Below are 24,993 nucleotides of genomic sequence, written 5' to 3' on the forward strand. Positions count from 1 at the left end.
CGTTGAGTCGTTTTACCAGATGCTGACGTTGCCTGCTAAAGCCCCAACCCCATAACGCGGCGCCCAAATCCATCCCAAAACTCGGCAGTCGCCCGCATGTAGGTTGTAAAATTGTCCGGTGACCAGTTCACGTCTGAATTCGGCCTCACCAGGTAGTGAACGTCATTGAGGCACATAAGGTCATCGACCGGCGCGTGGCTCAGATACCCCATGCACTGTTCGTATGTCCGCTGGAAACTGTGGCCGAAACAGAGGTCCGGTGCATTGGATAGCAGGCCTTCGATGTAGTAGGATGGGGCGACACCTGCGGCCAGTATCCCTGCCTCAATCATCCGGTTGCGCATATTCTTAAACACTCGCACGGTCGGTTTGAACCACTCTCGCGTGTTCTGATTTTTCGTCGTGCAGTTCTCCGCGTGCTGACGAGGAAAGTTCACGACTCGCGTGCCGTCATTCTTCCAAAATACGATGCCGTCTGCCCGACTGTGATGGGCTTCATCTATGTAGTTGAAGTAGTGCCGGAATTGTGCACAAACCAGCACGTCGGCATCACGGCGGTTGTTGTTCCCTCGGATGTAGATGGCCTTACTTTCGGGCTGGACGTCGTCGCCGAAGTTGGCCCTAAGCCACTGCGCTACATCCGCTTTAAATTGCTGTTGGGAATATGCGCCGACACCGGGGTGAGCCTGCTCGAAGGCGGCTTGGCCTGAGGCGGTCACTCGGGGTGGACTAACCTCATAGATATTGTGGTAGAAGATCGCATCAGTGCAAAAGACAATGTCGACATCGCTGTCCGTGCGGATGTTCGTCTGGTTCTTGTAGGAGCCCTGCAAAAACGGCTGCTGGTAAGATCTGTTGGAATAAGGCGCACGCTGGTCGACCAACACGTTGGTGATAGTCTGGTTGGTTGCGGCAGACGACTGGATCGCACCGATTTGCGACCAGGTCTCCAGCTGATCTTCCGGAATTGTCATTTTCCCCCCTACTAAGATAGCAGCGCGATGATTTCGGCTTCTCGGTTCCCGAAGGACTGGCTCCCGCGCTGATTCAGCAAATTGAGCTTTTTCAGATTGTATTCGAGCAAGTCGGCGGCCATCTCTGGCTGGGTAAATCTCTCACTGATCCGAACTGTCTGTATGCCGCCGAAAAGCACATCCCTCAGCTGTTCCATCGACTGAGTGTTGATTTCGAGGGATTTCTGCAGGAGCTTGATTGATGGCAGCTTGTTCACCCATCGCAAGACGCTCCACAAGGGTTTTTTGGGGGGCGGATATTCCCCAACCCCGATACTGAGGAGCCTGATGCTTGTGCGTGGCACCTGGTAGGCCTCGACCGCATCTGCAATCGCATAGAGCGCCGGATTATTGGCACAATAACCCCCGTCCCCAACCTTGCGGATTTCCCCACGCGAAGTGGTGATAACTTTCAATTTGAAAAATGGATAGGCGGAGCACGAAGCCTGGACTGCATCGGCCAGCGTGCAACCAAACCCCGGATCGAAAGTCTTCCGTCGGCCGTGAGCTTGTTTCTCGCTAGCTTTAAATATCATTGGAATTTCGGCATCCCAGTTTGAGGCGACGATTCCGATACCTGTTTTCACCCTATCGAAGCCGTCCTCGCCAAACACTTGGGTAGCCAAATCGCTGAGCGCGGCGGTCTTCCGGCTTGGTAGCCAGCGCTTCATCACCGTAGGGACGTAGGTCTTGTACAGGCAGTGGATCTCATCGACCGGCTTACCGATTGCCAATAAGGCTCCAATGATCGAGCCCGTGCTTGTGCCGTAGATCAGGTCGAAAACCTCATGAAGGGGCTTATCCAGTGCGGCTTCCAACTCCTTCAGCACGCCAAGCGTGTAGAACCCCTTGGCGCCACCGCCATCCAGGCTCAGAATTCGAAAAGGTTTTTCTTCGGCTGTTTTGACGCCTGACATGAGAAGCCACCTCAGGCTCGCCTATTTTTTTAGCAGACAAAGAACAGGGAAAGCAGCGGATTGTGATATTATCCACGGCATAAGTGCAAGGCCCGAATTGAACTCAACCGACCGCGTTCACCTGTACCGCGTGGTAGCGCTAGGCTGCGTGGTGGTGTTCCCGGAAACCGGCGAATGCTGTTGCTTCGCAGCCGAAAGAAAGGGGGCAATGCGGCCGCTCACATTTGAGTGTTCCTGCTGACGCGCACTGTCGGAAAGGCAAAGGTGCTAGGAAGTCGTTGGCTTCCTAAATAGCTCAAAAAAGCCGAATCTAATGTCCTGCTTTGTCCATAAGCACCCGCAATTCGGTCCGAGGTGTGACCCAGAAAGTTCGAAAAGCTTCCAGGAACCCCAGCCAATCAATGACTGTGTATCAAAGCCGATAACTCACTAAATTTTCGATCAGGGCGCCGGAACTACGCTCGCCTGGCGACGAACCGCATGAACTGAGGCGATTGCTTTCCGCAGTTGAACAGCAGGTCGAGGATCGACACCTCGTGTATGAATCCCGCCCAGAGCTGGGGATAGGCAGGATAACCCTCATAGTCGAACCATTCGAGATCGATGCCCTTGAGCTCGAAGACCTCGGGCACGATGTAGTCTTTCGCCGACGGCCCCGAAACGTAGACCGTCCCTCCCGCCTGGGTGCAGATGTCAGCCAACCGCTCGGTTTTGGCACCGTTGAGCTGGTACGCGCTGGATGAGGTGATGGCCGTGGTGATCCCCAGATAACCGCATATTGCCGCGAGAAAGCAGCGGTTCAGCTCCGATATATGCGTGTAGTGGCTGATATAGAGCGGCTCCAGCCATTCAGCTATTTCCGAGAAACAGCTTGCCCGGCGGTAGTTCTGCTGCAGCTGCCGCCAGTGCGATTGAGCCCAGTCGGCGCCGTCTATCTCGGTCTCGAGGATCTTCTGAAGGTATTTTCCCTTGGTCACGACAGGCACGGTCAGCCATTGCGCGCCGGCGGGCGTCTTGATCTTGTTGCGATTGCGCCAGTCGCGCCGTGTAAATTGCATGTCGTCGTAGAGGATGAACTCGTCGACCGATGCGATGAGGTCGAAATATCCCTTCCACGGGATATAATTCGACTGGAGAATGGCCACACGTTTCGTCATCTGCCCGCAGCTTCACTCACCCAAGAATCCCTGGAACAGCCCAACGTCCTTGCTGTTCAGTGGTGACCGGCGCCAAGCACCGCGGCCACGCCCTCCTGGGCGGCGAGACTGAGCCCATACCATAGCGGCAGCCTGATCAGCCGCGCGGCGGCTTCGGTGGTGACCCGCAGGTCGCCGTGTGTTCTGCAATAGCGTCGGCCGGCAGGCGCGTCGTGCAGCGGAACATAGTGGAAAATGGCGTCGATACCGTTTTCGCGAAGACGGGCCAGCACGCCACGCCTGTCAACGCCCTCAGGCAACAGCACGTAGTAGAGATGTGCATTGTGTTCGCATTCGGCCGGGACAATCGGGCGACGAAGCAGCCCGGCCTGCTCCAGCGGCGCCAGCAACTCGTGATAGCGGTCCCATACCCGCAAGCGCTCGGCGGTAATCGATTCGGCATCTTCGAGCTGGGCGAGCAGGAATGCCGCCAGCAAATCGCTGGGAAGATAGGAGGAGCCGACGTCCTGCCAGGTGTATTTGTCCACCTCGCCGCGGAAGAACCGGCTGCGGTCGGTTCCCTTTTCACGGATGATCTCGGCCCGTTGGCTGAGCTCGGGGTCATTGATCAGCAGCGCCCCGCCCTCACCCGAAATCAGGTTCTTGGTCTCGTGGAAGCTCAGCGTCCCCAGATCGCCGAGACTGCCGAGCGGCCGCCCCTTGTAGCGTGACATCGCACCCTGGGCGGCATCTTCGACGACCTCGAGGCCGTGCCGGCGCGCTATATCAAGAATGGTGTCCATCTCGCAGGCCACGCCGGCGTAGTGGACCACCACGATCGCCCGTGTCCTCGGGGTAATCGCGGCCTCTATCAGGCGCTCGTCGAGATTGAGCGTATCTTCCCTTATGTCGACGAATACGGGTACGCCGCCCCGCAGCACAAACGCGTTTGCCGTCGATGTGAAGGTGTAGGACGGCATGATGATTTCGTCGCCGGGAGCGATATCCAGGAGGAGAGCCGACATCTCCAGCGCCGCCGTACATGAATGGGTCAGAAGCGCCTTGGCACACCCGACATGCTCCTCGATCCAGGCATGGCAGCGCTTGGTGAACGCCCCGTCACCGGACATGTGCTGGGCGACCCGCGCCTCCGCGATGTAGAGCATCTCCCGCCCGGTCAAGTGCAGGCGATTGAATGCAACAGGCAGCGACCCTGCAGTCCGCAAAGGCTTGTTCAAAGAATCGGACACTGTCATCCCCTGTCAAACGGCGCTACTGGTAGAGCCGAAAGAAAGTACCTCCTGCACTTCAACCGGGACAGTTCCATTAATTGCCGGCTTGAGCAAGCCAACTTGGGAAATTGGGCGCTAGAACATCCGATCCGGGTGCCGAGGGCGTAGAACGAAGGAAGCCAGGTTGACGGTGTTGCTTTTCCTGGGGCAACGATAGCTGAAATGAGACGTCGGGAGGAAGCGCCCGGCGCAGCAACGGATTCATTCCCCTCATGAAGCTTTCCATCGTCAGCACGCTTTACAAGTCAGAGCCCCATATCGCCGAATTTTGCGACCGGGTCTCTGCCGCGGCGCGCCGCCTGGTCGGGGACGACTTCGAGATCATCCTCGTCAACGATGGTTCCCCCGATGGCAGCCTGGATCTGGCCGTCGCGCGCAGCGCGATTGACCGGCACGTGACCGTTATCGACCTGTCGCGGAACTTCGGCCACCACAAGGCGATCATGACCGGGCTGGCGCATGCCAGCGGCGATCGGGTGTTCCTCATCGACAGCGATCTCGAGGAAGAGCCCGAGTGGCTGCTGCCCTTTGCCGACCAGATGTCGGACCGTAAGCTCGATGTGGTCTATGGGGTGCAGGAATCTCGCCGTGGCGGCACCTTTGAACGGTGGACCGGCGCGATATTCTTCTCAATCAATAATTGGCTGAGCGATTTCCATCTGCCGCGCAATCTGGTGATCGCGCGGCTCATGTCGCGCGCCTATGTCGCTGCGCTCGTCAGCCACCAGGATCACGAGTTTATCATCGCTCATCTGTTCCAGCTCACCGGTTTCCGGCAGGATTCACAACTCGTCGTCAAGCACGCTTTGTCGCCCACGACCTATTCGATCAGCCGCCGCATTCAAATGGCGATTCGCTATTTGATGACGACGTCAACCAAAATTCTTTACCTGATACTATATTTCGGGTTGACCATTTCAATTCTATCCGTGCTTACCATGGCTTTTTATCTTATAAGATATGCGATCCACGGCGTAGGCGTTAGCGGGTTTACTTCCATAATCATTTCGATTTGGTTCTTTGGCGGCATGACGATGCTTGTCCTTGGCCTTCTCAGCGTCTACATCGCCAACATACTGTCCGAAACCAAACGCCGTCCCTACACGATCATTCGAGATATTCATCGCGGCGGCGCGACGGGCATCGAGGGGCACGCCGATGATGTTGCCACCGCCGAAGATCGGTCGTCCCTTGGGTCGGAGAGGGTTCGCGACTAGCTGGTCGTCGGCGCCATCACACGGGGCATTCTGCACGGCCCTGCCAAACGTTCCAGCTTGGCAACCACGGATATCCCCTTGGCCGCGGCATCCGGCACTTGGTCGCGCAATTCGGGGACCTGGTCGAAGGGGAAGCAAAGCCCGATGCCCGTATCATTCGCGGCTCTGTCCACTTACTATCAATCAGGATATACGATTCTGTGCGCGACAACCCACCGATGGTTATGCCCATGACGTCTATTGACGCCCCGGCAACAGACAAGAGCGGGGCAATGTTGCTTGAAATCGCCCGCTACTACGGCGACAAGGTGCAAGCGCACGGCCCCAGCCCCAAGGGCGTGGATTGGAATACGGAAGAAGGCCAGATCCTTCGCTTCAGACAATTGGCATCGTTGATCGACCTGCCGGGCGACTTCACGGTCAACGATCTGGGGTGCGGCTACGGCGCCTTGCTGCCGTTCCTCACCGATCGCTTTCCCGGCGTGCGATACTATGGCTGCGATGTGGCTGCAGAGATGATCGAAGCCGCGGCCGTACTCTTTGGGGACAATCCCCAGGCACAATTCGCCGTCGGATCCGTGCCGGCGCAGACTGCCGATTTCGGCTTCGCGAGCGGTATCTTCAACGTCAGGCTGACACGCCCGGACGATCAATGGGCAGCCTATCTGGAGGCAACGCTGGACGTCCTCCATGCCACCAGCCGGCGTGGCTTCGCCTTCAATTGCCTTACCTCCTATTCGGATCCGGACAAGAGAAGAGCCGATCTCTTCTATGCCGATCCAACGCGGCTTTTCGACATGTGCAAGAAAAAATACGCGCAGCGCGTGGCACTGCTGCACGACTACGGTCTCTATGAATTCACCATCCTGGTCAGGAAGTCATGAAGCGGCCCATCGTCATATTCGGAGCAGGCGATATCGCTGAACTCGCCCACTACTATTTCGCGCACGATTCCTCTTACGAGGTCGTCGCCTTCACCGTGGACAGTGCATTCCTGACCCAGGACCGGCTGGCGGGTCTTCCTGTCGTGCCCTTCGAGACGTTGGCCCGGGACTATCCGCCGAGCAGCCATGGTGCGTTCGTGGCGCTCAGCTACAGCAAATTGAATGAAGTTCGCCGCGAAAAATATCTGGCGCTCAAGGCATTGGGGTACGATTTCGTGAGCTACATCAGCTCCAGGGCCACCGTCCTCAACGACGGCAAGATCGGCGAAAACTGCTTCATTCTCGAGCACAACGTCATTCAGCCTTTCGCATGGATCGGCAACAATGTGACGCTGTGGAGCGGCAATCACATCGGGCACCACTCCCGCATTGCCGATCATTGCTTTCTTGCCTCGCATATCGTGGTCTCGGGCGGGGTCGATATCGGCGAGGCCTGCTTCCTGGGTGTCAACGCGACGCTGCGCGATCATATCCGTGTGGGCGAGCGTTGCGTGATCGGCGCCGGGGCGCTGATCCTGGCGGATGCGGAGCCCGACGGCGTCTATCTCGGCAACGCGACGGAGCGCTCGAAAGTGCCGAGTTCGCGGCTGAGAAAGATATGACGCGATCCCGTTTCAAGCGCGTCGGGTTGGTATGCCGGCCGGGCGGCTCGCCCTGGGAGCGGTCGCATTGCCAGAACCCCTTTGCCCAGAGGCTGGGCAACGAGAAATACCGCATTCATTTCGCAAGTCGCGATGACAGCAATCGCTCGCGAGGCGGCTGGGCCGAGGTCACCGCGACGGCTGATGGACTGACCCAGACCGCCCGCTCGGAGCGCCCGTCGCTCGATATTGGCCAGCCGGGAACATTCGATGATTCCGGCGCCATGCCCGGCTGTCTCGTCGATCACGAAGGCCGCTTGTTGCTTTACTACACGGGATGGTCGCTCACCCGCACGGTGCCATTCACCTTCGCCATCGGGATCGCGCAATCGCGCGACGGGGGCCGTCATTTCGACCGCCTGTCCGAAGCGCCGGTACTCGGTCGCAACCACTACGATCCCCTGCTTGCGGGGGCGCCCTGGGTGCTCGTCGAAGACGGCAATTTCCGTATGTGGTATGTGTCGGGACTGCGATGGGAGGTCGACCCGGAAGGGAAGACTGCTCCTATCCACTACTACACCGTCAAACACGCGACGAGCCGCGACGGCATGAATTGGATAACCAACGAGCATGTCTGCCTGCCCTTCCACGAGGGAGAGCACGCCATCGCCCGACCGGTCGTCCAGAGGACCGATGCCGGCTACGAAATGCTCTATTGCGCTAGGCGTCTAGGCGAAACGTACCGCGTGTACCGCGCCACATCCGTCGACGGGATTCACTGGGAGCGCGACAGGGTGCCACTGCTCGACACCAGCGCCAGCGGATGGGATTGCGAGATGGTCTGCTACGCCAGCCTGCTGCACACGGCCAAGGCCAGCTTCCTGCTCTACAACGGCAATGGTTATGGGAGGGATGGGGTCGGTGTCGCCATCCTGGAATCGTGACGGAGCGGTCGACGGCGCCGAGTTCGCGTCTCAGAGGGATATGACCGGTGCGATGGGAGAAGCTCGGCCGGCTGTTTTGCCCGACCGGTGATATCGAGTGGATGCGCTCGCACGCCACCATGCCGATCGCCGAGCACGTATCGGGCGATCTGTTCAAAATCTATTTCGGCTCTCGGGATGCATCGCAACGCTCGCATACCGGCCATGTCATCGTCGACCTGTCGTCGCCGGCGCGCATCCTCGAGGTCGCTCAGTCGCCCGTGCTGATGCCGGGCAATCTCGGCGAATTCGATGACAGCGGCGCCCTGGCGAGTTGGCTCACGGTCGCCGGTCCGACGCGGTATCTCTACTATGTCGGCTGGAATCTGGGCGTGACCGTTCCCTTCCGCAACGCTATCGGCCTCGCCACGGCGCCGGCCGACTGTTCGTTTTCACGTTTCGCGGCGGGTCCGCTGCTTGATCGCACGATGACTGAGCCGCATTTTGTCGGCAGTTGCTGCGTGCTGCGTGAGGGCGGCCTCTGGCATATGTGGTACACGTCCTGCCTTGATTGGAGCCCATCGGCGAACGGCCCGATCCACCGCTACCACATCAAATATGCGCGTTCCGACGACGGTATCCATTGGCACCGTGACGGACGGGTCGCCATCGATTTCGCAACCGAACAGGAATATGCGATATCTCGGCCGTCGGTTAAGCGAGACGGCGAGCTGTGGCGCATGTGGTATGCCTGTCGCGGAGAGAGCTATCGCATCGGCTATGCCGAGTCAGCCGATGGACTGAACTGGACCCGGCTCGATCACGCTGTGGGCATCGCGCGCTCGGAGTCGGGCTGGGATTGCGAAATGATCGAGTATCCGTTTGTGTTCGATCACGGAGGGCAGCGCTACATGCTTTACAACGGCAATGGCTACGGGAAGAGCGGCTTCGGCCTGGCCGTGCTCGTCTAGCAAGGCCTGAGCCGACATGATCGTTTGCCCGCGGTGCAGTCTAGAACATGCGGTCCAGGACCCGAGTTGCCCGGGCTGCGGGTTTGCCCCAGCCAGCCAGGACGGCTTCCCCGCCTGGGCGCCCGAAATGGCAGACGAAGGCGGGGGGTTCCACGAGAGCTTCTTTCCCGAACTCGCCAGGCTCGAGGCGGGAAATTTCTGGTTCGAGGCCCGCAATGCCATCATCGTTCGGACGCTGAGGCGGTTCTTTCCGCAGTTCCGGTCGTTCCTCGAGATCGGCTGCGGCACGGGCTTTGTGCTGAGCGGCATCGCCCACGCGTTTCCCGACGTTCGGCTGGCCGGGACTGAAATCTTCATTGCGGGGCTGCCCTTTGCCGCCGCCCGCGTGCCGTCGGCAAGCTTTGCCCAGATGGACGCAAGGCGATTGCCCTACACTGCGGAATTCGACGTGGTCGGTGCGTTCGACGTGATCGAGCACATCGAGGAAGATGTCGACGCATTGGAGAACCTGAAACGCGCCGTGAAGCCTGGAGGCGGCGTGATCATTTCAGTGCCGCAGCATAAATGGCTGTGGAGTGAGATCGACAAGCAGTCGTTTCACTTCCGGCGTTACGAAAGGCGGGACCTGCATGAAAAGATCGAAGGCGTGGGACTTGAGATCGTCTACAGCACGTCGTTCGTATCGCTTCTGCTGCCGCTGATGTTCCTGTCACGGCGGCGCAACAGCGAGAGCCCGGAGTTGGACGCCGGCAGGGAATTGCGCCTTGGACGGGCCACAAATGCGTCTTTGCGGGCCGTGATGCGCTTCGAAAGCCTGATCCTGGCGACGGGCCTTACCTTTCCCGTCGGCGGATCCCGGCTGGTGGTGGCAAGGCGCCCGTGACTGCTGCGGCAAAGGCGGCGCTTCGCGTATCACCGCACCCGACAAAGTGGCCTTTTGGGTTTCCCGCCGGCTTCGGTGCGCACCTTATGGCAACCGGGTCGCGGCCAGCATCACACCGAGGACAATCAAGCCATTGCCCGCAAGGGACTGCCAGCTGAACCGTTCGTGCAAGAACACGATCGAACCGGCGAAAATCAGGGGATAGGACAAGGCTCCAAACGGGAAGGCCACCGAGAGGGGAATTCTCGATACCCCTGCGTACCAGAAAAGACTGGAGGCCACGAGGCCAAGGCCGCCTATCCAAACCTTCCAGTCGGCGAGCAGGCCAAGCAGATAGGGCCAGCCCGCCTCAAAGCTGAACGGCACCGTCCCATGTTCAGTCAGGCGAGACTTGATGATGATTTGGGCCACGGTGAGCAAAATAACGGCCGAAACAATGAGGGCAATGCCGGTGGCACGGTTATCCAGTTTGCTTCTCCATTCGCTCGAATCGCCGGCGCTTTGGCGTTTGGACTGTAGCATGCCGGCTGTCCGTTTGGGCTGCGGTTGCCGCTGCAAGCACGGGGCACCTCCGGCAACCTCTCCATCCGGCAAGAACCGTTGTTGATACCAGCTTGGATTGTCCCGCACAGGTTGACAAAGGCGAAGCCAAACGGTCCATCTAGGCGGTTGTCGTGTCCGGCCCCGATTTCGAGCGGTGTGCACGATTCAAGGGGAGCTCAACCGAATCATGACAATCCAGGAGCAGTCCCGGACAATTCTGGCTGAGCAGAATCTGCAAGCAGAAGGATTGCCCAAAGCCAGGTCCACTTGGTTTCCTGCGGCTGCATTCATTCTGGTGATCAATTTCTGCTTCCTCCTATTCTACGTTTTCGTTGAATACAGAAGGCTTTTTCACGCCGACAGCGCGATGAAGGTGTTGCTGGCGCGAGAAATCGTCAACAGTCATAGTTTCTTCCCGCCGGATTGGTATTATGGAAACAACGACATTGTCGTTGTTTTTGGCCATCTCTTCATCATACCGATCCTGGCTTTTCTTCCTGCCGGCTTCACAGCCCATGCGATCTCGGGCCTTGTCACATCGATACTCGTGCTGCACAGCGTCTGGCTGGCTGCCGGCCTGGCGCCGATCGGCAGAACACGGCGGACGCTGATAACAGCATCGGTAGCGGCGGGAATGTCCGGAGTCTTGGCCGAAAATCTCTACGGACAGGCGTCATACGGCACAATTCTCTACATGTCGCTGTATTCGATATACTGCCTCGTGCGGTTGATGAGAGAGAAATCGGCGAAGAACGTCGTCATATGGAGCGTTCTGCTGTGTGCGCTGATCACGGCCGAGTTTTGGGGTAATCCTCAGCGCGCGATCGTTACCGTAGGGATGCCGCTCATCGTCGCCACGCTGTGGTCCATCCACAGGCTGGGACTGCATCCCGCAGGTGTGGGGCGAGCATCCCTGGTGGGCGCGGCCGCTTCGATGTGCGCAGCGATAGGTGGCGGAAGCATCCTCTATGGAGTGACCTTTGCTCATGTAAACAATGCCGCGCGCGCCGCGTCCTCCGTCAAATGGCTGCCATACGATGCGATCGTCAGCAACCTTGCGGTCCTGGGCAAGGCGGTGCTGGCGGTTTTCGGCGGATCTCCGCCCGGAGACAGCGGACTTCTGACCGTGATCGGCCTCTACGGCGCCCTACGGTTGATTGTCGCGGTCATATTGGTGGCGTTGATCGTGCGTTCGGTGGCAACATCGGCGAGGCCGGGCGACGAGGTCAGGCCGCTGGCCATCTTTGGATCGGTGGCGCTTCTGCTGGTGTGCTTTCTGCAAGTGGCAACGACCATTCCGGACCTTTCCGATCCGATCGGCAGTTCCCGTTACCTGGTACCGTCGCTCGTCACGATGACCATCGTGGCGTTGGCCACGCCTCTCGACATGCGACTGAGGCCCATCGAGTTCCTCAGCGTGGTGGTCGTCTTTGCCGCATTGCTGACAAGTGCCTACCCGACTTTTGTCAGGTCGGATGCGTGGTCGCCTTTGACCTCGGGGCAGCGGAAATCCCCTGCCGTCAATTTTTCGGACTTGGCGCGCTACCTCCAGGCCAATGGGCTGAACTATGGCTATGCCACCTATTGGAACGCCGGCACGGTCAGCGTGTTGTCCGACGAACATGTCCTGGTTCGGCAGATCACGCTGGACGGCGCTTTGCCAATGCCCTTGCGTTTCCTGTCAGCGGACCGCTGGTACAATACCGAGACCTGGAAGGGCGAAACATTTCTTCTCCTGACTCAGGACGAAGCAAACAAGGTCGACTGGAAACGGCTGGCGGAACTTGGCTTGCCGATTTCGCGGAAACTTCAATTCGGCAATCTCGGCATCTTTGTATTCGCAGACAACATTGCCACCAAGGTCGCGGGCTGGGACGTTGAATTCAAGCAGCCGATGACATTTCATGCCGATGCCGGCGCGCTTACCCAGGTGGGTTCACTGGAGCAACACGGAGGTGAGAAGGTGCTGGTGGCGCCCTCGAAATCGCCGGGTGCGCTGTACTATGGGCCATTTGTGAAGGTCGTTCCCGGCACGTATCGCCTCACCTTTGACGTCGAAGCCGGCAGCGATCCGGCTGCCACGCTGCGCCTTGACGCGGCCACGTCGCCGGGCGGCATGGTCCTGGCGCAGAAAGAGCTGACGGAAAGTCATGGCCCCCAACAGCTGCTCTTCTCGCTCGACCACACATCGATCATGGAATTTCGCGTCTGGGCTTTGGGCAATGGCGAGGTGACGTTCAAATCGGTCACCATCGAGCGCACAAGTCCGTAGCGATGGAAGCTCGTAGAATCTATTTCTTCGCTCGCGCGCTGAACCACGCGTTCACCGAGCGATACTCGTCCAGACCGAATCCCAGAATCTTCTTCTGATCAGCGCTCAATCCCGGGAAATCGGACAAGATCGACGGCAAATGAAGCTGCTGCCGCAGCATCGGGATGGTGAAGACGTGGTTCACGCCGCGCCGGTTCCTGTCGGTGTGGTTGGTCGATCCGGCGTGGTAGAGCATGCTGTCCAGGATGATGAATGTGCCCCGCGGCACGGCTATCTGAACCTGACGCCGCCGCACCGTCTCGTCCGAGGGAAAATCCTCGCGATGATGGCTGGCGGGTATGACCCGGGTGGCGCCATTTTCGGCTGTGAAATCGTCAAGCGCAAACAGCGCATTGATGGCAAGCGGCCGTGAACTGACGAAGTGCTGGTAGGGGAGATCGCGATGAAAGGACGCCTGTCCGTATTTGCTCCCGTTGGCACGATTGATCAGCCCATTGACGTGATTGAGGATGTAGTAGCCACCGAGCATCCTTGAGAGCAATTGCGCCAGGCGCTCGTTGAAGGCGATGGCCATGAACGCTGGAGCGTATTTGGGGAGGACGCGGATCGTGTCGCGCTCGCCGATCGTCGACAGGTCGTAGCCGGCGCTTGCGGCTTGTTCGGCGTATTTCACTTCAGCGGCGTCAAAGTCACTGGACAGCGCGTCCAGTTGGTCGCCCGTCAACCCTGCGTCGAGGGTTGTATGGCCGGTAAGCCGGAGATCCTCGATTAGGACATCGATCTCGTCGCGCGCGACCGCGGTTTCCCTGACCCCGTAGCGATCGATCTCGGTCACAGCTGCTCCTTGAGAAGGCTGGAAAAGAGGTAGGGATGGACGATCTGCGCGCCGCTGCCTCGAAACCTTCCGGCCACCGCCGGCCAGCTTCGCGGATTGACAGCCGCCACCATGATAGTCAGGGGATGCGTGGAAGCATACTCGTCGGCTCTCAGCCACGGCCGGCCGTCGAGAGTTGCAGCGAGGGGCTCATCCGTCAGGAATGCTTCGGCTCCCTTGACGAGCCGGGGAGCATAGGCCCGCAGCAGATTCCGGAACTCCCCGGCTCCAAAGATCGCGTAGGGCCTGTTGTCCAGCCACTCCGACGCGCCAGCATCAATTTCCGACCAACCCTTCAGGAAATCCGATCGCGCCCGTGCCAGCGACAGGTACCGGAGATCCCCGGGATCCTGCGCTGCGCTCGTGTTGGGTTTCAGGACGGTCAGTCGAAAGCCCTTTTGCTGTCCACGCAGCGCCATGCTTCCAATGACGTGCAGTCCTGCTGCCGCAGCAACCATCCGCAGGGACAGTTCGGAGAAACTCGAGACATGATCGAGGAACAACAGCTCCGTGTCGGCACTATCACCGTCCGGGCAGATCACCGCCACGTGGCCTTTATCCGAGAGGGCCTGGCTCGACACGGAAAGGAAGGCCTGCGGGCTGAGAGCGTGCTCAAGGACGTTCACCGAAAGGCAGAGGTCGTACCGCCCGGCAATCGCACCGAGGGCTTCTTCGGCATAGCCCTGCCGGATTGTCGCGCGCGCGTGATCCCGACGCTGCGCTGCAGCGACCAATTGAGATGCCGCCTCGAAGCCCAGCGCTTCCGTCAATTGCCATCGCCGCGCCAGCTCTTCGAGCAGGGCACCGGTCCCCGCCCCGAACTCGACGACGTTTCGGGGGCGAAGAGCATGGCCGAACAGCGCGACCGCGGCTTCGTCCATGCAACCGGCATAGGCTTCGGCTCGGGCGGCATCGGCGGCCGGGTCAACCAGGCCGAGATTGTATCCGTCGCTGTACACAGCATCCCGATCTTCAGGCTTCAGTGGGGTGAGATGAAAGCCATGCCCGCATCTCAGGCATGAGGCCTTCTCAAGGGGGCGGCTGAGAATTGTGCCATCGCTCGTCATGGAAAGCGATGGATGGGGTAGCGCCAGCCTCATCGGTGCGCCGGCCCCGCAAGCAGGACAAACGGATTCACTCAAACTGTCGCCCCTCCGCCAATTCCATATTCGGCCAATGGCCATGCGGCGTAAATCCCCCAACGCGCCTCGAGGTCTCGCCCTGCCCGCGCGGGCGAAGGTTCGTTGCTTTTCTGACCATGCGATGCAATCGTGGCGCTCTGCGCTGCCCTGCTTCGTGCATAGGAACCACCGGCAGGCTTCGACCTTGGCGGTCGAAATCATTGTTGGATCATAATGACATCCTGTTCAGCCGTCTTATGGGCCGCCTTCATCGTCACGCTCGTTGCGGTTCTGGTGCTCGCCCTTTTGCCCGTGCCCGAGCTTCAGGAATTCGGGCTCGACATCGGTTTCGACAATGACAAGCTCAATCATGCCAGCGCATTCGCCACCCTGGCTGTTCTTGGCGGTCTTGGGTGGCCCGGGCGCAAGGTCAGGCTGGCCATTTTCCTGGCTCTGGTCGGGGCGGTGATCGAGGTCCTTCAGGGCACCCCGCTGATTGACCGCGACCTCGACGTGTTCGATTGGGTTGCCGATTGCATCGGCATAGCGTGCGGCCTCGCGGTGGCGATGTGTGTAAACTGGGTCATGCACCGCAAGGGCTGATGGCCAATCGCACCCTGCCCTATGGGCTGGAAGCGCCAACCCGAACGCTTCAGCTCGCCTCGCGCATCGCCTCGGCGGCCTGCAGGTCGACCGAAACGAGCTGGCTGACGCCCTGCTCGGCCATCGTCACGCCGAACAGCCGGTCCATGCGCGCCATGGTGATCGGGTTGTGGGTGATTATGACGAAGCGCGTCTCTGTGGTCTTGGCCATCTCGTCCATGAGATTGCAGAAGCGCTCGACATTGTGATCGTCGAGCGGCGCATCGACTTCGTCGAGCACGCAGATCGGCGCCGGGTTGGTCAGGAAGACGGCAAAGATCAGCGACATGGCCGTCAGCGCCTGCTCGCCGCCGGACAGCAGCGTCATGGTCTGCGGCTTCTTGCCGGGCGGGCGGGCCAGGATTTCGAGCCCCGCCTCAAGCGGATCGTCGGATTCGATCAGCTGCAATTCCGCCGTGCCGCCACCGAACAGATGCGAGAACAGCCGCTGGAAGTGGCTGTTGACCACGTCGAAGGCGGCGAGCAGCCGCTCGCGGCCTTCGCGGTTGAGGCTCTGGATCGCCTGCCGCAGCTTGCGGATCGCCTCGATGATGTCCTCGCGCTCGGAGACGATGGTCTCCAGCCGATCGGAGAGCTCTTTCTGTTCTTCCTCGGCGCGCAGATTGACGGCGCCGAGCCGTTCGCGCTCGATCTTCAGCCGGTCGAGCTGGCGTTCGATCTCGGCCATTTCGGGCATCGGGTCGTCGGCTTCCAGGCCGGTATGGCGGATAACCAGATGCGGCGGCGTGTTCAGCGTTTCCTGGATGCGCGCTTCGACCTCAAGCCGGCGCTCGTCGGCCGCCGTCAGCCTTTCCTCGGCGCGGGCACGGGTCTCGCGCGCCTCGGCGAGCGACTGGATGGCTGATGTGGCCCCCTTGTCCAGTTCGGCCTGCCGGTTTTCCGCTTCCTGCAGCCGGTCGGCTGCCGCCTTGCGCAAGGTCTCGGCCTCGGTGAGCTGCGACAGCAGCGCGCGCCGCTTGGCGTCGATCTCGTCGGGCGCATCGGCCAGCCGTTCGCGCTCGGCCTCGGCCTCGGCCTTGCGTTCGCCAAGCGAGGCGATCTGCGTCGAGGCGTTTTCGGCGCGGACCAGCCAGTTGCTGCGCTCGGCGCCGATGGCATCGAGCCGGCGCGTACGCGCCTCGGCCTCGCGCCGCAGCCCTTCATGGACGGCACGCGCATCGGCAAGCGCGGCGCGGTCGCGGGAGACATTGGCCGAGGACTGTTCGAGCTGCAATTGCAGGTCGCCGAGATCCGGCGCGTCCTGCAGCAGCATTTCGGCCTCGACGAAAGCCGCCGAGGTTTCCTCATGGCTGTCGACGATGCGCGCGCGGGCCTCATCGAGCGCCGCGCGCCGGCTCGCCAGTTCGCCACCGGCCTTTTCGGCCTCGGCCAGCGCATTGCGGGCCGCGTCCAGCCGGTGCTGGGCGTCGCGCCCGGCCTGGCGCGTGTTGCGTTCGGCCTCGCTTGCGTGGCGAAGCGCCTGCTCGGCCTGCGCCAGCGCCTCCTCGGCGTGACGCAGCACAAGTGTCGCCTGCACCGCTTCGGCATCAAGTTCGGCAAGCCGGTTCTTCTGCGCCAGCCTTTGCGCCGCGGCCGTCGGTGCATCGGCGCTGGCGGTCAGGCCGTCCCAGCGCCAGAGCGCGCCTTCGCGGCTGACCAGCCGCTGGCCGGGTGCGAGCAGCGCCTGCAGCCGGCGGCCGTCGGCGGCCTCGACAATGCCGATCTGCGCAAGGCGGCGGGCGAGCTGCGCCGGGGCACGCACCACGCTGGCAAGGCTCTTGATGCCTTCCGGCAGGGCGGCGTCGCCGGGCTGGATCTGGCTCTCGCCCCAATGCGCGGGCGCGCTGCGGTCAAGCGGCACGTCGAGATCTTCGCCAAGGGCCGCACCCAGCGCCGTCTCGAAACCGCGCTCGACGCTGATCTGCTCCAGCACCGAAGGAAAGAGATCGCCGCTGGCGGCATTGAGGATCTTGGCCAGCGTGCGCGCTTCGGTCTCGATCCGCGCCAGCTCCGCCTTGGCGTCCTGAAGCGGCGGACGGGCAGCGCTTTCGGCGGCGCGGGCATCGATGACCGACTGCTCGGCCTGCGCCACGGCGACCTCGGATTCTTCCAGAAGCGCCATGGCCTGTTCGACAAGTATCCGCTTCTCGGCCGGGTCCGGCAGGCCGGCGACCTTGGAGAGAATATCAGACAGTTCGCGGTCGACCTCGGCGAGCTGGCGGGCGAAGCGGTCGCGGCGCTCGGCGGTTTCGCGCAAGGTGCGTTCAATCTGGTGGCGCGACGCGGCGGCTTCGGCCCGTTCGGCGGTCAGCGCGGCGAGCCGGGCTTCGCTTTGCGCAAGCGTCGATGCCGCCTGTTCGAACGCCGCGCGCGTGGTGGCCTCGCGCTCGGCCGCACCGGCGTTCTCGGAATTGAGCGTGGCTTCTTCGGTGCGCAGGCGTTCTAGAACATCGGCATTGTCGCGCACCATCCGCTCCTCGCGGGCGATGTCGCCGTCGAGCTGCTGCAAGCGGCGCTCGATTTCAGCCTGGCGGTTGCGGATGCGCCCGGCCTCCTCCTCGATCTGCGACCTGGCGATCGACAGGCGTTGGAAGGCGGCCGCGGCGGCGGCTTCCGCGTCGCGCAGATCGGGCAGGCGATGAGCACTGATGCCCTGTTCCTTGGCCGCGTTCATCTGCGCGGCGGCGCGATCGCCGACCAGTGCCGTGGCAACAGCCAGCGCGGAACGTGCCTCGCCTTCCTGCGTCTTGGCCAATGTCCAGCGCAAATGCAGCAATGTCGCTTCGGCCTTGCGGATATCGGCCGACAGGTTCTTGAAGCGCGAGGCCTGGCGCGCCTGGCGCTTCAGGCTTTCGATCTGGCTTTCCAGTTCGCCGACGACGTCGTCGAGGCGTTCCAAATTCTGTTCGGCCGCCTTCAGCCGAAGTTCCGCCTCGTGGCGGCGGGTGTGCAGGCCGGAAATGCCGGCCGCCTCTTCGAGCAGGGCGCGGCGCGCCTGCGGCTTGGCCTGGATCAGTTCGCCGATACGGCCCTGCCCGACCATCGAGGGAGAGCGCGCGCCGGTCGACTGGTCGGCGAACAGAAGCTGCACATCCTTGGCGCGCGCTTCCTTGCCGTTGATGCGGTAGAGCGAGCCAGCCTCGCGCTCGATGCGGCGCGACACCTGCAACTCGTCGGCGTCGTTGAAGGCCGCAGGCGCCGAACGGTCACTGTTATCGAGGAAAAGCGTGACTTCGGCGGTGTTGCGGGCGGGCCGCGTGCCTGAACCGGAAAAGATGACGTCGTCCATGCCGGACGCGCGCATGTTCTTGTAGGAGCTTTCGCCCATCACCCAGCGCAACGCCTCGACAAGGTTCGACTTGCCGCAGCCGTTCGGCCCGACAATACCGGTCAGGCCGCGTTCGATGACGAACTCGCCGGGCTCGACGAAAGACTTGAAACCAAGGAGGCGGAGGCGCGAAAATTTCATTCACGCCGCCCCATAGAGATGGGCACGCCGAAGCGCTGCCGCCTCAGCGCTGAGCTGATGTCAGAGCAGAGGGTCGATGATGGCCGACATTTCCTCAATCGACATCGCCCCTTTGTAGGTCTTACCGTTGATGAAGAAGGTCGGTGTCGAGTCGACCTTGAATTCATTGGCGCCGCGCTTCTGGACCGATCTCACATCGTCCAGAAGTTTCTGGTCCGTCAAGCAGGCCTCGAAGGACTCCTGTGTAAAACCGGCGAGCTTCGAGATTTGCAGCAGCGCATCCTTGGTGTTCGACACGCCAACCCAGTTCGCCTGCTGCCGGAACAGAACGTCGACCATCGGGAAATAGTTATCCTTGGCGCAGCGCGCCAGCATGAAACCGGCTTCCGCACTCGGGTCGAACGGGAATTCGCGCAGGATATAGCGCGCCTTGCCGGTGTCGATGTACTTCGTCTTCAGGTCCGGGAAGGTGGTTTCGGCGAAATGCGCGCAATGCGGGCAGGTCATCGAGGCGTATTCGACGATGGTGACCTTGGCGTCATCCTTGCCGAGCTGCTTGTCGGGCAGTGCGCCGGGCTTCAGCAGTTCCGCCATGTCGACATTGCCCTGGGACTCGGGAACCTTGGCGGCAGCCGGCGTGGCCGGCTTTGCGGGAGCGGCCGGATCCGCGGGCTTCACATCCGCCGCCTTGGCCTGTTCGCCGGAGTCGCTGCATGCGGCGAGCAGAGCCACCGCCGGAATGGCGGCCAGCGAAGACAGGACGTTTCTGCGAGACAGACTTTTGCCGAACGGAGGACGGTTCATACGAATCACCTGACAAGGGTTGAATTGTGCAATGCAAAGGCACGAAAAGGCGAGAGTTGGCGCGAATTAAGGCATCTCCATCCCCAATCCAATCGTGAAACCTGACAGAGGCGATCACGAATGCGAGATGTTGACGACAAATCCATGACTGTCTTCAAGGGGTTTTTGACTTCCTTTCACCCAAAATGGTTGCGCCAAGCCTTTCCAGCGAGGCGCGCAGACCGTCATCCTCGATCCGTCCGACCGTAGTGGACAATCTGGTTTGCTCCGCCGCCGTCAAGGGCCTGAAGGTCGGTTTAGGCCGTCCTTTGTCCGCCGTCACCGGTTTTTGCACGATCCTGATGCGGCCTATTGCCGTAAAGCCGAGGAAAGCGTTGACCCGGTTGATGATCTCGCCGGTCTCGTGCTGCAGGTGAAGGGCGGCCATGCCCTCGCAGGCAATGACCAGCACCGCCGGCTCGAACGGATCATCCTCATGCAGCCGGCGCGGCCACTGGATCTTTTCGGGACGCGAGCGGCTGGCCAGGCGCGGGCCGGCGATCTCTTCCCAAGACTGGACGAGACCAATCGAGATGCCTGCGCGCTTGCGCAGCACCGGATCGAGGATTTTGGTGGCGAGATCGCTCACCGGGACGGGATTGCCGTAGGGCGTTCTCCCTGCCATGTACGTTCTCCAGCCACGACCCCAGCAGATTACCGGCCAGGCCAATACACGATCAATGGCACCAGCAGACCAGACCCGCAAGGCCCAGACACGCGAGGCCCAAAAACCCAGGGCAATGCCGGACGACACCGCGTCGCGCCTGCTCACCTGGTACGACGTGCATCATCGCGAGCTGCCCTGGCGGGTGAGCCCGCGCGACCATGCCCGCGGCGTGCGGCCCGATCCCTACCGCATCTGGCTGTCCGAAGTCATGCTGCAACAGACCACCGTCGAGGCGGTGAAATCCTATTTCCGCGCCTTTGTCGAGAAATGGCCCGATGTCGAAGCGCTGGCCGCAGCGCCGACCGAGGACGTGATGAAGGCCTGGGCGGGGCTGGGTTACTATTCCCGCGCGCGCAATCTCAAGGCCTGCGCCGATCTGGTGGCGGCACGCGGCGGCCGGTTTCCCGACACCGAGGCCGGTTTGAGAGACCTGCCCGGCATCGGCGCCTACACTTCGGCGGCGATCACCGCGATCGCTTTCGACCGCCCCGCCGCCGTGGTCGACGGCAATGTCGAACGCGTCATATCGCGGCTGTTTTCAATCACGACGCCGCTCAGCGAAGCCAAGCCCGAGATCCGCGCCCATGTCGAGGCCATGGTGCCGGCGGCAAGGCCGGGCGATTTCGCCCAGGCGATGATGGATCTCGGCGCCACAATCTGCACGCCGCGCCGGCCGCGCTGCATGCTGTGCCCGCTGCGCGAGGGCTGCAGCGCCGTCGTTTCAGGCGATCCGGAAAATTTCCCGGTGCGGCTGCCCAAAGCCGACAAGCCGCAGCGGCGCGGCGCTGCTTTCGTCGCGGTGCGTTCGGACGGCGCCATCCTTCTGCGCAAGCGGCCCGAAAAAGGTCTGCTCGGCGGCATGACCGAGGTGCCGACAACTGGCTGGACGGCGCGGGTGGACGGCGCCACCACGCACGCGGCGGCGCCCTTTCCCGGCGACTGGCGGCGTGCCGGGACAATCACGCATGTCTTCACCCATTTCGCGCTCGAGCTCGAAGTCTTTCACGCCCACATCAAAGGTGATGCGCCGGCCGGGCATTTCTGGTCGCACGCCCACGAGATTTCCGGGGAGGCCCTGCCCACTGTCATGAAAAAGGCAATCGAGGCTGCGATACCCGGCGCGACGAAAAAGCAACGCCCGCATTGAAAGAGGCTTCATGACCGAGATCCGCCACATCGTTTTCGACATCGGCCGCGTGTTGATCCACTACGACCCGAACATTCTGTTCAGCCGCCTCATCCCCGATGCCGAAGAGAGAAAGTGGTTCTTCGACAACGTCTGCACGCATGACTGGAACATCGAGCAGGATCGCGGCCGGACATGGGAAGAGGCAGAGGCGCTGCTGATTGCGGACTACCCCGACCATGCGGAAAACATCCGCAATTTCCGCCGCCTCTGGCACGACATGGTACCGCACGCCTATGATGACAGCGTCGCCATCATGCTCGGCCTGATCGAAAGCGGCCACGATGTGACCATGCTGACCAATTTTGCCTCCGACACGCTTGCCGAAGCACGCAAACGCTTCGATTTCCTCAATCGCCCACGTGGTGTAACCATCTCCGGCGAGATTGGCCTGATCAAACCGGACCGCGAAATTTACGACCACCACGTGGCTGCGTTCGGGCTCGAACCATCGGCGACACTGTTCATCGACGACAGCCAGAAGAATGTCGACGGCGCCAAGGCCGCGGGCTGGCATGCCGTGCTGTTCACCGATGCCAGGACGCTTCAAGCAGATCTTGAACGCTTCGGAATCGAGGCGCGATCTGAATCGCTTGCGGCGATCCGCTGAGATTCTGATTCAACGCGATGCGTGATAGTTCGGGCGGGGTCAGCCCCCTGCCCGCTCCATGCCGAGACGGGCGATGCGGCGCAGTTCGTCGATCGGGGTCAGCCCGCCGCTGCGCTCATAATGCCAGAAGGTCCATCCATTGCAGGCGTCCAGTCCCTGCACTTCGGCGCCGATCTTGTGGATCGAGCCGGCGCTGTCGCCGATCGCCACCGTGCCGTCGGCGCGCACCTTGGCCGCCCAGCGCTTCTTGGCGTCGTAGAGCGTGGCGCCCGGCGTCATCAGCCCGGTGTCGATCAGGCTGACGAAGGCGACGCGCGGCTCGGCGCGCTTGCCGGTCAGCACCGTCAAATCGGCATCTTCCAGCGGCCGCACCGCATCGATACGCTCGTTGGCGGCGTCGATATAGGCCTGCTCGCGCTCGATGCCGACGAAATGGCGGCCGAGACGCTTGGCCACGGCGCCCGTCGTGCCGGAGCCGAAGAAGGGGTCGAGCACGATATCGCCCGGCTTGGTCGAGGCCATCATGATGCGGGCGAGCAACGCTTCCGGCTTCTGTGTCGGATGCAATTTGTCGCCATTTTCGTTCTTCAGCCGCTCGCCACCGGTGCAGATCGGGAACAGCCAGTCCGAACGCATCTGGATGTCGTCGTTCGATGCCTTCAGCGCCTCATAATTGAAGGTGTAACCCTTGCCCTTCTGGTCGCGGGAAGCCCAGATCATCGTCTCATGCGCGTTCTGGAAACGCCGGCCGCGGAAATTCGGCATCGGATTGGTCTTGCGCCAGACCACGTCGTTGAGGATCCAGAAGCCCAGATCCTGCATCTTAGCGCCGACCCGGAAGATGTTGTGATAGGAGCCGATGACCCAGATGGTGCCGTTGGGCTTCAGCACGCGGCGCGCCGCCAAAAGCCAGGCGCGGGTGAAGGCATCGTAGGCTTCGAAATTCTCGAACTGGYCCCAGTGATCGTCGACCGCGTCGACCTTGGACTGGTCGGGCCGGTGCAGGTCGCCGTCGAGCTGCAGATTGTAGGGCGGATCGGCGAAAATGACGTCGATCGATTTTTCGGGCAGGCGGTCGAGGGCCGCGACGCAGTCGCCCTTGAGGATCGTGTCCAGCCATTCGGATTGCTGGGGAGCGTGGGACAACTCGTGGAGAAGACGCACGGCAGACATTTTTACACCCAAGGCACGCGTTACTGTTTACTCCCCGTTATGGTTACCGATCAGCGTAAATATTCGGTGAAGGCTCGCGGATAAGCCTGCCAGGTTTGCGAAGGCCGGGCCATTGGTGTATGCCGCGCCGCCTGAGGCCCTCAAGGCCGCCTCACCCTCACTTTGTCCGGATCGCCATGCCCCAGCCAGACCTTGTCATCTTCGATTGCGACGGCGTGCTCGTCGATTCCGAAATCATCGCCGCGCGGATCGAGGCCGAGTTGATAACGCTCGCCGGATATGAAATCACGGCCGAGGAGATTGCCGAGAGCTATGCGGGCCTGACGTTCAAGGACATCCTTCTGCGGATCGAGGAGAAGTCCAAAATCCCGTTCCAGGCGTCGCTGATCGACCGCGCCGAAGAGCTCGTCGACCGCAAGCTGCGCAGCGAAGTGCGCGCCATCGACGGCGTGCGCGAAGCGGTCGCCTCGGTCACCACGCAGCGCTGCATCTGCTCCAACTCACGCTCGGAGCGGATAGAATTCATGCTGGAGAAGGTGCATCTGCTGCCGTTCTTCGCCGGCCGCATCTTCTCGGCGCTGGAAATACCGAGCAAAAAGACCAAGCCGGCGCCGGACGTGTTCCTGCTCGCGGCGGAAAAGCTCGGCGCGAACCCAGCGAACACTTTCGTTATCGAGGATTCCGTGCACGGCGTCACCGGCGCCAGGGCAGCCGGTATGCGGGTGATCGGCTTCACCGGCGCCAGCCACAGCTATCCCGGCCACGCCGACGCGCTGACCGAGGCCGGCGCCGAAACGGTGATCCGCCGCTGGGCAGAGCTGAAAAGCGTGATCGCGGCGCTGTCGGAATGGTCAGCCGACGCCTGAGGCGCGCGCCGCGCTGAGCGCACGCTATGCCGATGACCGCTCAGTTCGTCGCCGCGGCCCTCTTCCTGTGGTTTTTCTTCGTCTTGTCGGTCGTCGCCTTCGGCGCGGTTTCATCATAGCCGGCATAGGCCTGATAATCCTGCGCCGTCGGCGCCGGCACCACGATATTGGAATCGGTGAAGACGAACTGGGTGGCGACCGAGGGATCGGTGACCTGAACCTGATACTGGTGGATCTGCGAGTAGAGCACGTCTGTGCCGTGCATCACTGCGGTGCGGATCGGCATGGTGATGGTGCCGGGCGAGAACTTCGGTCCCGGCACGATCTTGCCGGCGACCGCGATCTTCATCGTCAGTTGTCCGTCGGCGCGGCTGCAATCGCGGGTCACGTCGGCAATCGAGGCCTGATAGATGATCCTCTGAGAATCGTCGGGTGCGGCCGCAGCGGCGGCGGCGTCGGCAGCGGCCTGTGCCTGCGCCTCCTGCGCCTGCTGGTCGGCTTCGGCCTGGTTCCTCGGCTTGCGCATGGGCTTGGACTTCGGCTTCGGCTTCTGTACGTCCTTGGAGTAGGTGTTGAAGAAGGCCGTGCCGTCGCGCACCGTCACGCGCGGGCAATAGGCATTCAACTGGCTGGCCAGAATCTTGGGATCCTGCGGAGGTGGCGGCGCGGCTGGATCCTTCTTGCCGCCCAAGCCGAGGTTCAGGATGCCATTGTCGCCCGATTGGCAGCCGGCGGCGGCGAGCATAAAGCCAGTGAGCGCAAGACCCGCCAAAAAGCGGCCACTTGATGTACGAAACGCCATGAAACTCCCACTTCCCTCTCGTAAAGCTGGTGACGTATATCAACGGCG

23 protein-coding genes are annotated in these 24,993 nt (G+C 61.5%); 11 read left to right on the plus strand and 12 right to left on the minus strand.

Annotated features, from left to right (window positions below):
* Positions 1 to 35: 35 nt before the first annotated feature.
* The 4 genes from AC1DPX_RS14510 to rffA all read right to left on the minus strand — a co-directional run bounded on the left by AC1DPX_RS14510 (position 36) and on the right by rffA (position 4,316).
* Positions 36 to 974 (minus strand): nucleotidyltransferase domain-containing protein, encoded by a 939-nt coding sequence (locus AC1DPX_RS14510; RefSeq protein ID WP_477237592.1) that lies wholly within the window; start codon positions 972 to 974, stop codon positions 36 to 38.
* 11 nt (positions 975 to 985) lie between these two features.
* On the minus strand, positions 986 to 1,930 hold the full coding sequence (locus AC1DPX_RS14515) for a patatin-like phospholipase family protein (protein ID WP_477237593.1): 945 nt from the start codon (positions 1,928 to 1,930) through the stop codon (positions 986 to 988).
* Positions 1,931 to 2,385: 455 nt separating this feature from the next.
* Entirely contained in the window at positions 2,386 to 3,087 is a 702-nt protein-coding gene (locus AC1DPX_RS14520) for a WbqC family protein (RefSeq protein ID WP_477237596.1), read from the minus strand.
* 56 nt (positions 3,088 to 3,143) lie between these two features.
* On the minus strand, positions 3,144 to 4,316 hold the full coding sequence (rffA, locus tag AC1DPX_RS14525; RefSeq protein WP_477237598.1) for a dTDP-4-amino-4,6-dideoxygalactose transaminase: 1,173 nt from the start codon (positions 4,314 to 4,316) through the stop codon (positions 3,144 to 3,146).
* Between the two features lie 254 nt (positions 4,317 to 4,570).
* On the opposite strand from rffA, the gene AC1DPX_RS14530 reads away from it, so the two are divergent.
* The 6 genes from AC1DPX_RS14530 to AC1DPX_RS14555 all read left to right on the plus strand — a co-directional run bounded on the left by AC1DPX_RS14530 (position 4,571) and on the right by AC1DPX_RS14555 (position 9,877).
* Positions 4,571 to 5,575: a glycosyltransferase family 2 protein gene (locus AC1DPX_RS14530; RefSeq protein ID WP_477237600.1), complete on the plus strand. Its 1,005-nt coding sequence runs from the start codon at positions 4,571 to 4,573 to the stop codon at positions 5,573 to 5,575.
* A 200-nt stretch (positions 5,576 to 5,775) separates the two neighbouring features.
* On the plus strand, positions 5,776 to 6,459 hold the full coding sequence (locus tag AC1DPX_RS14535; RefSeq protein ID WP_477237602.1) for a class I SAM-dependent methyltransferase: 684 nt from the start codon (positions 5,776 to 5,778) through the stop codon (positions 6,457 to 6,459).
* Positions 6,456 to 7,121, plus strand: a complete 666-nt coding sequence (locus tag AC1DPX_RS14540; RefSeq protein WP_477237604.1) for an acetyltransferase — start codon at positions 6,456 to 6,458, stop codon at positions 7,119 to 7,121. Before AC1DPX_RS14535 ends, AC1DPX_RS14540 begins: the two co-directional genes overlap by 4 nt.
* On the plus strand, positions 7,118 to 8,044 hold the full coding sequence (locus AC1DPX_RS14545) for a glycoside hydrolase family protein (RefSeq protein ID WP_477237606.1): 927 nt from the start codon (positions 7,118 to 7,120) through the stop codon (positions 8,042 to 8,044). Before AC1DPX_RS14540 ends, AC1DPX_RS14545 begins: the two co-directional genes overlap by 4 nt.
* 119 nt (positions 8,045 to 8,163) lie before the next feature.
* On the plus strand, positions 8,164 to 8,994 hold the full coding sequence (locus tag AC1DPX_RS14550) for a glycoside hydrolase family protein (protein ID WP_477237608.1): 831 nt from the start codon (positions 8,164 to 8,166) through the stop codon (positions 8,992 to 8,994).
* A 127-nt stretch (positions 8,995 to 9,121) separates the two neighbouring features.
* Positions 9,122 to 9,877, plus strand: coding sequence for a class I SAM-dependent methyltransferase (locus tag AC1DPX_RS14555; RefSeq protein WP_477237610.1), 756 nt, complete (start codon positions 9,122 to 9,124; stop codon positions 9,875 to 9,877).
* An 84-nt stretch (positions 9,878 to 9,961) separates the two neighbouring features.
* Here AC1DPX_RS14555 and AC1DPX_RS14560 read toward each other — a convergent pair whose 3' ends face one another.
* Positions 9,962 to 10,399, minus strand: coding sequence for a DMT family transporter (locus AC1DPX_RS14560; protein WP_477237612.1), 438 nt, complete (start codon positions 10,397 to 10,399; stop codon positions 9,962 to 9,964).
* 208 nt (positions 10,400 to 10,607) lie between these two features.
* Between AC1DPX_RS14560 and AC1DPX_RS14565 the strand changes: the two genes are divergently transcribed.
* The gene (locus AC1DPX_RS14565; RefSeq protein ID WP_477237614.1) at positions 10,608 to 12,692 is read left to right on the plus strand and encodes a hypothetical protein; all 2,085 of its coding nucleotides are present in this window, start codon (positions 10,608 to 10,610) and stop codon (positions 12,690 to 12,692) included.
* A 19-nt stretch (positions 12,693 to 12,711) separates the two neighbouring features.
* Here AC1DPX_RS14565 and AC1DPX_RS14570 read toward each other — a convergent pair whose 3' ends face one another.
* A complete protein-coding gene (locus AC1DPX_RS14570; RefSeq protein WP_477237616.1) occupies positions 12,712 to 13,527 on the minus strand; it encodes a phytanoyl-CoA dioxygenase family protein in 816 nt (271 codons plus the stop codon).
* On the minus strand, positions 13,524 to 14,525 hold the full coding sequence (locus AC1DPX_RS14575; RefSeq protein WP_477237618.1) for a class I SAM-dependent methyltransferase: 1,002 nt from the start codon (positions 14,523 to 14,525) through the stop codon (positions 13,524 to 13,526). The genes AC1DPX_RS14570 and AC1DPX_RS14575 overlap by 4 nt, the downstream gene beginning before the upstream one ends.
* A 396-nt stretch (positions 14,526 to 14,921) precedes the next feature.
* Between AC1DPX_RS14575 and AC1DPX_RS14580 the strand changes: the two genes are divergently transcribed.
* Positions 14,922 to 15,290: a VanZ family protein gene (locus AC1DPX_RS14580; RefSeq protein ID WP_477237620.1), complete on the plus strand. Its 369-nt coding sequence runs from the start codon at positions 14,922 to 14,924 to the stop codon at positions 15,288 to 15,290.
* A gap of 49 nt (positions 15,291 to 15,339) precedes the next feature.
* On the opposite strand, the gene smc is transcribed toward AC1DPX_RS14580, so the two are convergent.
* From smc to AC1DPX_RS14595, 3 genes are all read right to left on the minus strand, one after another.
* Entirely contained in the window at positions 15,340 to 18,798 is a 3,459-nt protein-coding gene (gene smc, locus AC1DPX_RS14585; protein WP_477237622.1) for a chromosome segregation protein SMC, read from the minus strand.
* Between the two features lie 60 nt (positions 18,799 to 18,858).
* Positions 18,859 to 19,602: a DsbA family protein gene (locus tag AC1DPX_RS14590; protein ID WP_027046623.1), complete on the minus strand. Its 744-nt coding sequence runs from the start codon at positions 19,600 to 19,602 to the stop codon at positions 18,859 to 18,861.
* A gap of 154 nt (positions 19,603 to 19,756) precedes the next feature.
* Positions 19,757 to 20,266: a DUF721 domain-containing protein gene (locus AC1DPX_RS14595; RefSeq protein ID WP_477238253.1), complete on the minus strand. Its 510-nt coding sequence runs from the start codon at positions 20,264 to 20,266 to the stop codon at positions 19,757 to 19,759.
* Between the two features lie 115 nt (positions 20,267 to 20,381).
* Here AC1DPX_RS14595 and mutY point away from each other — a divergent pair, with 115 nt between their 5' ends.
* A complete protein-coding gene (gene mutY, locus AC1DPX_RS14600) occupies positions 20,382 to 21,455 on the plus strand; it encodes an A/G-specific adenine glycosylase (RefSeq protein WP_477237624.1) in 1,074 nt (357 codons plus the stop codon).
* 10 nt (positions 21,456 to 21,465) lie between these two features.
* Entirely contained in the window at positions 21,466 to 22,104 is a 639-nt protein-coding gene (locus AC1DPX_RS14605; RefSeq protein WP_477237626.1) for an HAD family hydrolase, read from the plus strand.
* A gap of 39 nt (positions 22,105 to 22,143) precedes the next feature.
* On the opposite strand, the gene AC1DPX_RS14610 is transcribed toward AC1DPX_RS14605, so the two are convergent.
* Positions 22,144 to 23,277 carry a DNA methyltransferase gene (locus AC1DPX_RS14610; protein ID WP_477237628.1) on the minus strand — a complete coding sequence of 378 codons (1,134 nt, stop codon included), beginning with the start codon at positions 23,275 to 23,277 and terminating at the stop codon, positions 22,144 to 22,146.
* A gap of 176 nt (positions 23,278 to 23,453) precedes the next feature.
* Here AC1DPX_RS14610 and AC1DPX_RS14615 point away from each other — a divergent pair, with 176 nt between their 5' ends.
* Positions 23,454 to 24,143: an HAD family hydrolase gene (locus AC1DPX_RS14615; RefSeq protein ID WP_477237630.1), complete on the plus strand. Its 690-nt coding sequence runs from the start codon at positions 23,454 to 23,456 to the stop codon at positions 24,141 to 24,143.
* Positions 24,144 to 24,183: 40 nt separating this feature from the next.
* Here AC1DPX_RS14615 and AC1DPX_RS14620 read toward each other — a convergent pair whose 3' ends face one another.
* Entirely contained in the window at positions 24,184 to 24,945 is a 762-nt protein-coding gene (locus AC1DPX_RS14620) for a hypothetical protein (protein WP_477237632.1), read from the minus strand.
* Positions 24,946 to 24,993 lie beyond the last annotated feature (48 nt).

It is taken from the genome of Mesorhizobium sp. 01N446 (genome assembly GCF_056399285.1).

Excerpts from the sequence above, each read along its gene's own strand:
- AC1DPX_RS14565 (WP_477237614.1), top strand. The coding sequence starts at position 10,608 with ATGACAATCCAGGAGCAGTCCCGGACAATTCTGGCTGAGCAGAATCTG.
- AC1DPX_RS14540 (WP_477237604.1), top strand. The coding sequence starts at position 6,456 with ATGAAGCGGCCCATCGTCATATTCGGAGCAGGCGATATCGCTGAACTC.
- AC1DPX_RS14530 (WP_477237600.1), top strand. The coding sequence starts at position 4,571 with ATGAAGCTTTCCATCGTCAGCACGCTTTACAAGTCAGAGCCCCATATC.
- AC1DPX_RS14520 (WP_477237596.1), bottom strand. The coding sequence starts at position 3,087 with ATGACGAAACGTGTGGCCATTCTCCAGTCGAATTATATCCCGTGGAAG.
- AC1DPX_RS14595 (WP_477238253.1), bottom strand. The coding sequence starts at position 20,266 with ATGGCAGGGAGAACGCCCTACGGCAATCCCGTCCCGGTGAGCGATCTC.
- AC1DPX_RS14555 (WP_477237610.1), top strand. The coding sequence starts at position 9,122 with ATGGCAGACGAAGGCGGGGGGTTCCACGAGAGCTTCTTTCCCGAACTC.
- AC1DPX_RS14550 (WP_477237608.1), top strand. The coding sequence starts at position 8,164 with ATGCCGATCGCCGAGCACGTATCGGGCGATCTGTTCAAAATCTATTTC.
- AC1DPX_RS14590 (WP_027046623.1), bottom strand. The coding sequence starts at position 19,602 with ATGAACCGTCCTCCGTTCGGCAAAAGTCTGTCTCGCAGAAACGTCCTG.
- AC1DPX_RS14545 (WP_477237606.1), top strand. The coding sequence starts at position 7,118 with ATGACGCGATCCCGTTTCAAGCGCGTCGGGTTGGTATGCCGGCCGGGC.
- smc (WP_477237622.1), bottom strand. The coding sequence starts at position 18,798 with ATGAAATTTTCGCGCCTCCGCCTCCTTGGTTTCAAGTCTTTCGTCGAG.
- mutY (WP_477237624.1), top strand. The coding sequence starts at position 20,382 with ATGCCGGACGACACCGCGTCGCGCCTGCTCACCTGGTACGACGTGCAT.
- AC1DPX_RS14620 (WP_477237632.1), bottom strand. The coding sequence starts at position 24,945 with ATGGCGTTTCGTACATCAAGTGGCCGCTTTTTGGCGGGTCTTGCGCTC.
- AC1DPX_RS14515 (WP_477237593.1), bottom strand. The coding sequence starts at position 1,930 with ATGTCAGGCGTCAAAACAGCCGAAGAAAAACCTTTTCGAATTCTGAGC.
- AC1DPX_RS14560 (WP_477237612.1), bottom strand. The coding sequence starts at position 10,399 with ATGCTACAGTCCAAACGCCAAAGCGCCGGCGATTCGAGCGAATGGAGA.
- AC1DPX_RS14580 (WP_477237620.1), top strand. The coding sequence starts at position 14,922 with ATGACATCCTGTTCAGCCGTCTTATGGGCCGCCTTCATCGTCACGCTC.
- AC1DPX_RS14510 (WP_477237592.1), bottom strand. The coding sequence starts at position 974 with ATGACAATTCCGGAAGATCAGCTGGAGACCTGGTCGCAAATCGGTGCG.
- AC1DPX_RS14605 (WP_477237626.1), top strand. The coding sequence starts at position 21,466 with ATGACCGAGATCCGCCACATCGTTTTCGACATCGGCCGCGTGTTGATC.
- AC1DPX_RS14615 (WP_477237630.1), top strand. The coding sequence starts at position 23,454 with ATGCCCCAGCCAGACCTTGTCATCTTCGATTGCGACGGCGTGCTCGTC.